The organism is Bowmanella yangjiangensis (assembly GCF_017255015.1).
GTDB lineage: Bacteria > Pseudomonadota > Gammaproteobacteria > Enterobacterales > Alteromonadaceae > Bowmanella > Bowmanella yangjiangensis.
Genome location: NZ_JAFKCS010000041.1, coordinates 1 through 8,586 on the forward strand (window position 1 = coordinate 1; position 8,586 = coordinate 8,586).

The 8,586-nt window shown below is 65.2% G+C and carries 10 protein-coding genes and 1 pseudogene; 6 read left to right on the plus strand and 5 right to left on the minus strand.

Annotated features, from left to right (window positions below; translation table 11 throughout):
- Positions 1 to 81: 81 nt before the first annotated feature.
- Positions 82 to 683, plus strand: a pseudogene (locus J0A65_RS20525) (MFS transporter); the annotation flags it as partial.
- Positions 684 to 757: 74 nt separating this feature from the next.
- The gene (locus tag J0A65_RS20530) at positions 758 to 1,204 is read left to right on the plus strand and encodes a hypothetical protein (RefSeq protein ID WP_206596211.1); all 447 of its coding nucleotides are present in this window, start codon (positions 758 to 760) and stop codon (positions 1,202 to 1,204) included.
- A gap of 220 nt (positions 1,205 to 1,424) precedes the next feature.
- Here J0A65_RS20530 and J0A65_RS20535 read toward each other — a convergent pair whose 3' ends face one another.
- Genes J0A65_RS20535 through J0A65_RS20555 form a run of 5 tightly spaced genes read right to left on the minus strand, consistent with a single transcriptional unit; the run spans position 1,425 to position 5,062 of the window.
- The gene (locus tag J0A65_RS20535; protein WP_134677697.1) at positions 1,425 to 1,895 is read right to left on the minus strand and encodes an Atu1372/SO_1960 family protein; all 471 of its coding nucleotides are present in this window, start codon (positions 1,893 to 1,895) and stop codon (positions 1,425 to 1,427) included.
- Between the two features lie 24 nt (positions 1,896 to 1,919).
- Complete coding sequence (locus J0A65_RS20540) at positions 1,920 to 2,726, minus strand: glycine betaine ABC transporter substrate-binding protein (protein ID WP_206596212.1); 807 nt, start codon at positions 2,724 to 2,726, stop codon at positions 1,920 to 1,922.
- A gap of 36 nt (positions 2,727 to 2,762) precedes the next feature.
- Complete coding sequence (locus J0A65_RS20545) at positions 2,763 to 3,257, minus strand: VOC family protein (RefSeq protein WP_332874365.1); 495 nt, start codon at positions 3,255 to 3,257, stop codon at positions 2,763 to 2,765.
- Complete coding sequence (locus J0A65_RS20550) at positions 3,254 to 4,372, minus strand: alkene reductase (protein ID WP_206596213.1); 1,119 nt, start codon at positions 4,370 to 4,372, stop codon at positions 3,254 to 3,256. Before J0A65_RS20550 ends, J0A65_RS20545 begins: the two co-directional genes overlap by 4 nt.
- An 18-nt stretch (positions 4,373 to 4,390) precedes the next feature.
- On the minus strand, positions 4,391 to 5,062 hold the full coding sequence (locus tag J0A65_RS20555; protein WP_206596214.1) for an SDR family oxidoreductase: 672 nt from the start codon (positions 5,060 to 5,062) through the stop codon (positions 4,391 to 4,393).
- Positions 5,063 to 5,158: 96 nt separating this feature from the next.
- Here J0A65_RS20555 and J0A65_RS20560 point away from each other — a divergent pair, with 96 nt between their 5' ends.
- The 4 genes from J0A65_RS20560 to J0A65_RS20575 all read left to right on the plus strand — a co-directional run bounded on the left by J0A65_RS20560 (position 5,159) and on the right by J0A65_RS20575 (position 8,426).
- Positions 5,159 to 6,055 carry a LysR family transcriptional regulator gene (locus tag J0A65_RS20560; RefSeq protein WP_206596215.1) on the plus strand — a complete coding sequence of 299 codons (897 nt, stop codon included), beginning with the start codon at positions 5,159 to 5,161 and terminating at the stop codon, positions 6,053 to 6,055.
- A 158-nt stretch (positions 6,056 to 6,213) separates the two neighbouring features.
- Positions 6,214 to 7,083 (plus strand): helix-turn-helix transcriptional regulator, encoded by an 870-nt coding sequence (locus J0A65_RS20565; RefSeq protein WP_206596216.1) that lies wholly within the window; start codon positions 6,214 to 6,216, stop codon positions 7,081 to 7,083.
- 60 nt (positions 7,084 to 7,143) lie between these two features.
- Positions 7,144 to 7,698: a YbhB/YbcL family Raf kinase inhibitor-like protein gene (locus J0A65_RS20570; protein ID WP_206596217.1), complete on the plus strand. Its 555-nt coding sequence runs from the start codon at positions 7,144 to 7,146 to the stop codon at positions 7,696 to 7,698.
- A gap of 197 nt (positions 7,699 to 7,895) precedes the next feature.
- Positions 7,896 to 8,426, plus strand: a complete 531-nt coding sequence (locus J0A65_RS20575) for a hypothetical protein (RefSeq protein WP_206596218.1) — start codon at positions 7,896 to 7,898, stop codon at positions 8,424 to 8,426.
- The last annotated feature ends 160 nt before the right edge of the window (positions 8,427 to 8,586 follow it).

Here is an 8,586-nt window from a genome sequence, read left to right on the forward strand (position 1 = left end):
CCGGGTTTTCCGGGGGAAGTCTGTATCGGCGAGCGGGTGGTTCGATGCGCGGTGCATGCGCGATGGGCCGTGAAGCCCCTGGCCTCGTCGCCTGCGGCATTCCTGGCGCTGCGTACGCTCCAGGCGGCCGGGGCATCGGCTTGTCTGGTCGCGGTGTTTGCCACCGTGCGCGACGTTTATGCCAAGCGTCCCGAGGGCAGCGTCATCTATGGCTTGCTGGGCTCCATGCTGGCGATGGTGCCCGCGCTGGGGCCACTGCTGGGGACGTCGGTCGCGGCATGGCTGGGGTGGCGGGCGATCTTCCTGGTGCTCGCTGTCGCCATGCTCGGGGCGGTCGTTTCAGCCTGGCTGCTCTGGCCCGAGACCCGGCGAGCCAGAACGGGCAGCCTGAGCTGGCGGCAGCTGTTCGTGCCTCTGAAGTTCTTCGGGTTCTGGCTTTATACCCTCGGCTACAGTGCCGGGATGGGCAGTTTCTTCGTCTTCTTCTCGGTCGCCCCCTGGGTGATGATGGGGCGACAGCAGCTGTCTGCGTTCGAGTTCAGCCTGGTATTCGGCACGGTCGCAATCGTGATGATGATCGCGGCTCAGGTGATCGGGCGGCTGGTGCGGCGTGTCGGGGAAATCGTCATTCTTCGCGCGGGTTGGTCTGTCTCCGCATCGGCGCCCTGGGCGCATCGGCGGGCGGACCTGATTCGGCCCTGCGGGTTTATTCATGCATTGCCGACCTTGCATGAATCGACCTGGAGGGGTGAGGGCTGTGCCTGATTACGCTCACTCGAAGCTGAGTGATGAATGGATAGAAGTTGTTGTGAGGTGTGTGATGAATTGTCGTTCCTGGGGAAGTGTCCTGTTGCTGCTGGCGGGTAATGCGCTGGCCACTGATTTGCCCGATGACTCGATCTTCAGCCGTTACAGTGTGAAGCCTGAGGAGCTGCCTGCAGTCGAGGGCGAAAAGTCAGTGCAGGCTGATCCGCCTGCGGAGAAGTTCAACATCAGGGACCCCCAACCCTGGATTACCGTCAAGGAGCCTGATGCGCGTCATCAGCTGATGACGGGCAATAGCGGCCTTGAACAGATGGTGAAACGAGAAACCGAGCGCTGCCGGCGAGAGCAGCAGAACTTCCTGCGGCGCGGCGAGCAATTCCCGCTCGACTGCGGTGATGACGGTATCGGGGTGACGATAGGCCCGTGGAATCTCGACTAGCGCGCTGCCGCAGGTGCGGCCAGCGTCCTGGCGTCTGAACCTTTCCCTCATGAGCAGACGACTGCGCTGGATCAGCCGGACTTCGCTCTGGCTGGCCGCGCGGGTCGCCTGGGCTCTTGGCGCCAGTCGATAGGGGGGAGCGTTGCCTGCTCCCGAGCGGGGGAGCAGGCTTGGCAGGCGCCTCGGTCAGATGCTGAGGCGGCGTCAGAGGTGGAACGGGTCAGTGCGGCTCGACCCTGGCGAACAGATAGACCATGCACACGCTGTCCATCGGCATCACCGGATTGGTCCAGATCATCCGGGTGTGCTGTCCCTGGCGGTCGAATACGCGGGTGATGAGGTCGGAGGCGCCATCCAGCGCCTTGGGGTGTTCGGTCTCTCCCTCGGCTACGTTCAGCACCCCTTCGAGGCGCACGATCTGGCGCACCCGCGACAGTTCGCCGAGCGCCTGCTTGAGCTGCGCGATGGCGTTGAGCGCCGCCAGCGAACAGGCCGCGTAACCCTGTTCGAGGTCCAGGTCGCGGCCCAGCTGGCCGCGATACCTGACGCCGCCGGCGAACCAGGGAAACTGGCCCGAGGTCATGAAGGTATCGCCGGCGATGCACCAGGGCAGGTAGTTGCCGAGCGCCGGCGCGGGCTCGGGCAGTTGCAGGCCGAGTGTGGCCAGGCGTGTTTCGGGGGTGTCGTGCATGGGGCGTTCCTCTGAGGGGACGGCTCAGCCGTCGATCGGCTCCAGCCATTGGCCGAATGTGCGTGGGTTGGCGGCCAGCCAGGCCTGTGCGGCGGCTTGCGGCTGCAGGCCACCACGGTTGATGGCGAGGTCGAGCTCCGCGACCTGGGCATTGCTCAGGCGGATGTTGTCCAGCACCTGCAGGTGCTGCGGGCTGAAGTGCTGCAGACGGTCCTCTCGGGCCAGCAGCACCGCGCGGTCGATGCCGCCGAGCAGGCCCAGCGGCTCATGCAGTTCGCGCAGGCGATACTGGGCATGCAGAAACTGTGGTTGCCACAGTGGTACCACCGCCCAGCGGCGTTCGGCGATGGCGGTCTCGATGGCCTCGATGCATTGCGCCTGCGTGCCGGTGAGGAAGCGGTAGCCCACGTCGGTCAGGCCATAGGCCTGCATTATCTGTTGCGAGAAACGGGTGATCCCGGCGCCAGGGCCGATGCCCTGGATCACCGGCGTCATTCGTGCGCGCACGGCCGGGCGCAGCAGGTCCGCGATCTCGGCGACCTCGCTCTGCGGCACGTAGTCCGGCACGCCCCACAGGGCATAGGGCTGGTAGTGCAGGCCCAGCTCGCGGGTGGCCACGCTCCGCTGCACCTGCTCAAGGTACAGGCCGTGGCTGGACGGCAGCCAGGCCGAGGCCAGCATGTCGATCTGGCCCTGGCGCAGGCGTTCGAAGTTCTCCTCGTGCGGCGCATGGCTGCAGCGCACCGAGTACCCCAGGTGTTCGAGCAGCGCAGCGACCACGGCGCCGGTGGCGTGGTGGAAGGTCAGGTCGGTGATGCCCAGGTGGATCATTCAAGGTGCTCCTTGCCGCCACGGCGGCTCATCACATCAGCCGATGTCCGGTCGCGGCATGGCTTCGCCCAGCACGGCGTTCTCCGGGCGGTAGGGAAAGATCAGCTCGATGGTCACGCCGTTGGGATCCTCGAGAAACAGCTGGTGCTCGCCGATCTGCGGCACGATGCGCTCGCGAAACGTCTGGCCGAGGCTGAGCAGGTGCTGCTGCGTCTCGGCCAGGTGCGTGCCGCGCAGCGAGATGTGGTCGACGCAGCCACTGCCGTCGGCACTCTCCTGCTCGCCCAGGTAGGCGTGCAGTTGGCGGTCGTCGGCGGTCACGGCGACGAGATGCAGCACCGGATGGGCGCCGACGTACAGCCAGCGTCCGGGGAAGCGAAACGCCGGTCGCGGACCGTAGCTCAAGCCGATCACCCGGGTGAAGAACTCGACCGTCTGCTCCAGGCGGCTGGTACGCAGGGTGAAGTGATCGAGCCCCAGCAGATTGCCCGCCGGCAGGCCGGTGCCCTGGTCGTGGGCCTGCGGGCTCACAGCGCCTGCTCCTGGACCGGCGACGCGGGATAGTCGCTGTAGCCGCGCGCATCGCCACCGAACAGGCTGCTCGGCTCGAAGTCAGCCAGCGGCAGGTTCTCGGCATAGCGGCGGGGCAGGTCGGGGTTGGCGATGAACGGGCGACCGAAGGCCACCAGATCGGCATAGCCCTTGCCCAGCACCCACTCGGCGCGTGCCTGATCGTACTTGCCGGCGACGATGATCGGGCCGCGGAAACGCTGGCGGATGTCCTGACGAAACGCCTCGGTGAATTCGGGGGCGTCGTCCCAGTCGGCCTCGACCAGGTGCAGGTAGGCGATCTGCCTGGCGTCCAGGTAGCTGGCCGCATCGAGGATGGTCGGCAGGATGTCCGGGCAGGCCATGCCACGCGCGGTGAGGAACGGAGCCAGGCGAATGGCGGTGCGCTCGGCGCCGACTTCGTCGGCCACCGCGTCGATCACCTGACGCAGAAAGCGCAGGCGATTTTCCCGCGAGCCGCCGTATTCGTCGCTGCGCAGGTTGGAGGTGGTGCGCAGGAACTGGTCGATCAGGTAGCCATTGGCCGCGTGTACCTCGACACCGTCGAAGCCGGCGGCAATGGCGTGCTTGGCGGCGACGCGGTAATCCTCGACGATTGCCTGTATTTCCTCGCGCTCGAGTGCTCGCGGGATGGGGCAGGGGTGCATGCCGCCCTCGCCGGTGACCGGGTCGACTTTCCAGATCGCGCCGTCGAAGGCGACGGACGAGGGCGCGACCGGAAGCTGCCCGTCATGGAAGTCCGGGTGCGACATGCGCCCGACGTGCCAGAGCTGCAGGTAGATGCGCCCCCCGGCCTGGTGCACGGCGCGGGTCACCAGGCGCCAGCCTTCCACCTGCTCGGCACTGTGGATGCCGGGGGTGAACGAGTAGCCCTTGCCCTGTGGCGAGATCTGCGTGGCCTCCGAGACGATCAGCCCGGCGCTGGCACGCTGCGCGTAGTAGCTGGCATTGAGGGCGTTGGGCACGTCACCGGGCTGCGTGCTGCGTGCACGCGTCATCGGTGCCATCACCAGGCGGTTGGCCAGTTCCAGGTTGCCAACGCGGACCGGGTCGAAGAGTTTGCGAGATTCGGACATGGAAGTTTCTCCGTGGGATCAGTTGATGAGTGCGCCGCCATCGATATCGATGACCGCACCTGTCATGAAGGGGGTGTCGATGGCCAGCAGGTAGCCCTGGGCCAGGTCTTGCGGCCTGCCGACGCGGCCGACCGGCAGGTTGTTGGCGGCGCGTTGCAGCATGGCCAGGCGTGCGTCCTCTGCCATGCCGGCATAGGCTTCGCTGTCGGTCAGGCCAGGGCTGACGACGTTCACCCGCAATGGCGCCAGCTCACGTGCCAGCACCTTGGCGACGGCTTCGAGCGCTGCGTTCATCGCCGTCTTGACGAAGGTGCCGGGCACGGCGCGGCGTGCCAGGAAGCCGCTCGTCAGCGTCAGGCTGCCACCGGCGCGCAGGTACCGGGCGCCTACCTTGGCCACGGCCAGGCTGCCCCAGAACTTGGTGTCGAAGGCAGCCCTCGCCGTGCTCAGGTCCATGTCGAGCAGTTGCCCGCCCGGCGCTTGTGATCCGGCGGTGAAGATCAGGTGGTCGATAGTGCCGATGGCCTCGAAGTAGCGCTCCACGGCGCTCGGGTCGGTGACATCCAGGCCGCTGCGGCGGCTGGCCACCAGCACCCGACCCGGGCGCTCGCGGAGTGCATCCGCAAGTGCCCGACCGATACCCGTATGGCCGCCGACGATGACGCTGGTGCTTTGCTCGGTGAAGTTCACGGTGCTTCCCCTTCGATGAACGATGGGGGTACCTTATGCTTTGCGCTGCAGGCTTAAAATCCAGCAATAATCGAAAAGATATTTCGGATATTACGAATGATGCTCAACCACCTGGAGCTGTTCCTGCTGATCATCGAGAAGGGCGGGCTTTCTGCAGCCGGGCGTGAGCTGGGGCTCTCGCCTGCCTCGGTGTCCGAGCGGCTGGCCGCACTGGAATCGCACTATGGCGTGGCGTTGCTGACCCGCACCACGCGCTCGATCAGCCTGACGGACGAAGGCCGGACGCTGGCCGAGGGCGCCCGCCGCCTGCTGGCCGAAGCGGAGGAACTGGACAGCCGGGTGCGTCTTGGTGCGCAGAGCCTGAGTGGGCCGGTGCGCTTGAGTGCTCCGGTCGATCTGGGGCAGGCGCGCATCGTGCCGATTGTCGACCGCTTTCTCGACCAGCACCGCGAGGTCAGCGTCGAGCTCAACCTCACCGACGGCTTCGTCGACCTGGTCAGCCAGGGCCTCGATTTTGCCGTGCGCTACGGCACGCTGGCCGACAGCAGCCTGAAGGTCAAACCCATCGGCGAGAACCGGCGCGTCGTATGCGCCGCGCCTAGCTACCTCGAGCGCATGGGCATGCCGTTGCACCCCGATGAACTGCACGGGCATGACTGCATCGTCATGCGTTTCGGCATCAACAGTGATCACCAGTGGTCGTTTCTCGTCGACGGCAAGCCCTACTCGGTCGCCGTCCGCAGCCGGCGCATGGCCAACCATGGCGAACTGGTCAGGCGCTGGGCGCTGCAGGGCCATGGTCTGTGCCTGAAATCGGTATGGGACGTGCAGGCCGACCTTGATGGCGGACGGCTGATCGAAGTCCTGGCGCCATACAGTGCAGCACGTACGGCCCTGCAGATCGTCTACCCGGGGACGCGCAGCCAGCCGCGCCGCGTGCGCGCGCTGATCGAGGCGATCACCACGGAGCTTGCCGCCGATGACAGAACCTAGCCAGAGTGGGCAAGTGCCCTGGCTTGGCTTTTCGACGGCACACCCAGTAGATTGGCAGCGCGAACAGCCCTTCAGACGAAGCCCGGTGCCGCACGCCCGCCCTGCGTGATGTGCATGTGACCACTGCCTTCCGAGGCACAGCGCGGCTGCGAAAGCCGATGGTGGCGAAACCAACCGAAAAGGAACTGTCCCTCGTGTCCACTCCCGTTACTGACATCGCTTCCGCGCCGGCTCAGGTCATTCGCATTGCCAGTAGCGCCAGGCATCGTGTGAGAACCCTGTCGATCCGCGAGGACCTCCTGGTGCTGGTGCGCCGTGGTCGCAAGGCGCTCATTGCACCAACCAGGACCCTCAGCGTATCGAAGAACGAAGTGGTGGTGCTGGCACGGGGAACCCAGTGGGACGTGCTCAACGATCCTGCTGACGAGTCGTGCTACGAGGCGCTGGCCTTGGCCTTTTCCGACGAACCTGTCAGAGCGGTTGCGGCCATCCTGCCGCCGGTGCGGGACGAGCTGTCCGCGGCCAGGACCATGGACCTTGACGGTGAACTGAGCGAGGTCATCGAGCGCACTGCGCTGGCCCTGGAGGCGGCGACGGTTTCTCCGTTGCTGCAGCGCCACCGGGTGATCGAACTGTTGCTTGTTCTGGGTGAGCGTGGTGTGCGTCTCAAGCCCGTCGAGCAGATTTCCTGGGCGGAGCGTATCCGCCGGCTCATCGCTCTGCGGCCTGAGGAGGACTGGAGAATCGAACGTCTCGCCGAGGTTTTCCATACCAGCGCCTCGACGCTGCGCCGACGCCTCGCAGGGTCGGGCTTCACCCTCGCCGGACTGGTCCGCGAGGTGCGCCTGGAAACCGCTCTGGTCCTGCTGCAGAGTACCCAGCGCTCCATCAACGACATCGCCCTGCATTGTGGTTGGGAGTCGCACAGCCGCTTCAGCGCGGCCTTCCAGGCACGTTGGGGGTTCGCTCCGTCGGTGATGCGTCAGCGCTTGGCGCAGAATGGCGCGCATCTGGAGCGTTTGGCGTAGCGGGGCAGGTTACGCGGCGGGATCATTGCCGCCGTCGAATACTGTCAAGGAATCTCTCCGATGCGCTCTGTGATCGCTGTCGCTCTTGCTTTCGTCTGCCTGCCTGCATTGGTCAGGGCTGCAGATTTCACGCTGACCAGTTCGTCGTTCGCGGATGGGGGAACCCTGTCCGAACGGCACGTATACAGCGGCTTCGGCTGTAGTGGCGACAATCTTTCGCCGGCGTTGTCCTGGAGTGGCGCGCCAGCCGGGACGAAAAGCTTCGTGGTTACCGCTTACGACCCGGATGCACCCACAGGGTCGGGCTGGTGGCATTGGGTCCTCTATGACCTGCCGGCAAGCACCTCGTCGCTGCCTGAGGGCGTTGGCCAGAAGGCTGGCCAAGTGCTGCCGGAGGGGGCGGTAGAGGGCGTCAGCGACTACGGCACGGCCGGTTTTGGCGGCGCCTGCCCGCCGCAGGGGGACAAACCGCACCGCTATGTGTTCACCGTGCATGCGTTGAAGGTGGAAAAGCTGGAGCCGCCATTGGCGAACGCCTCGCCGGCACTGATCGGCTTCCTCGTGCATTTCAACAAGCTGGCCAGTGCGAGCGTGACGGCCACATACGGACGTTGAGCGAAGGGCTGCACACGGGGTTGCGCAGAACGGTCCGGCCGCTGCCGCAGCTTGCCATTTGCCGGCTGGCGTCGGGCGGGATCGATTCCATGCTAGATTCCTGAGGGCGGATCCAGCCTGGCTCGAGAATGATTTCCGACGTTTGGAGAGGCTGGATTTCAATTGCTCCAATCCCTGCCGAGGACGACGCCAATCCCATGAACATTCATCTTGTCGCGAGTATCGCACTGCTTGCTTCCGGCATGGCGCAAGCCGGAATTCCTCTGTTGAACTACAGCTGCCCCGGTTCGATCGAGGTGCATGCCGATCAAGGTGGCCCCGTCTATGTGAATGGCAAGGAAGCCAAGCTGAAGAAATTCAGCGACAGCTATTACGAGGCCTCACATGACGGCGTCACCATCTCGCTCATGCAGAACCCGGATCAGAGCATGAGTGTTTCCTATACAGCGAAACACGGCGTTCATGGTGTCTGTCAGGATGCCTCGGCATCGTCTGGCGTGGTCCCCAGCAAGGAGCCAAGCAAGGCCGAGCAGGCGTGTCTGGCGGCTGTTGCGAAAACCACGGGGGCGGCCCAGAGCTCGTTGTCTGTCATCGATGTCATGAGTGCCGAAGCGGGTATCGGGGTGATGGTCAGGGTTCCGGGGGCAGACGCTCACTGGTCCTGCCTCTCAGATGCGGATGGCAATGTTCAGGGCACCGGCTATAGCGGTTCGGAGGGCAAGCTCTGAGCCTGCTCTCTACGCGCAGCGATCCAGGTCATGTTGGCTAGGTGGGCGTGCCGTTTCTGGTTCAGAAGAAGCCCTGAGGATTGATGGTGTAGTTCACCAGCAGGGTCTTGCTCTACAGAGGGGAGAACATCGGCTTGCATTACAAAGAAAAACCCCTGAC

Excerpts from the sequence above, each read along its gene's own strand:
- J0A65_RS20560 (WP_206596215.1), top strand. The coding sequence starts at position 5,159 with ATGATGCTCAACCACCTGGAGCTGTTCCTGCTGATCATCGAGAAGGGC.
- J0A65_RS20575 (WP_206596218.1), top strand. The coding sequence starts at position 7,896 with ATGAACATTCATCTTGTCGCGAGTATCGCACTGCTTGCTTCCGGCATG.
- J0A65_RS20570 (WP_206596217.1), top strand. The coding sequence starts at position 7,144 with ATGCGCTCTGTGATCGCTGTCGCTCTTGCTTTCGTCTGCCTGCCTGCA.
- J0A65_RS20565 (WP_206596216.1), top strand. The coding sequence starts at position 6,214 with ATGGTGGCGAAACCAACCGAAAAGGAACTGTCCCTCGTGTCCACTCCC.
- J0A65_RS20535 (WP_134677697.1), bottom strand. The coding sequence starts at position 1,895 with ATGCACGACACCCCCGAAACACGCCTGGCCACACTCGGCCTGCAACTG.
- J0A65_RS20550 (WP_206596213.1), bottom strand. The coding sequence starts at position 4,372 with ATGTCCGAATCTCGCAAACTCTTCGACCCGGTCCGCGTTGGCAACCTG.
- J0A65_RS20540 (WP_206596212.1), bottom strand. The coding sequence starts at position 2,726 with ATGATCCACCTGGGCATCACCGACCTGACCTTCCACCACGCCACCGGC.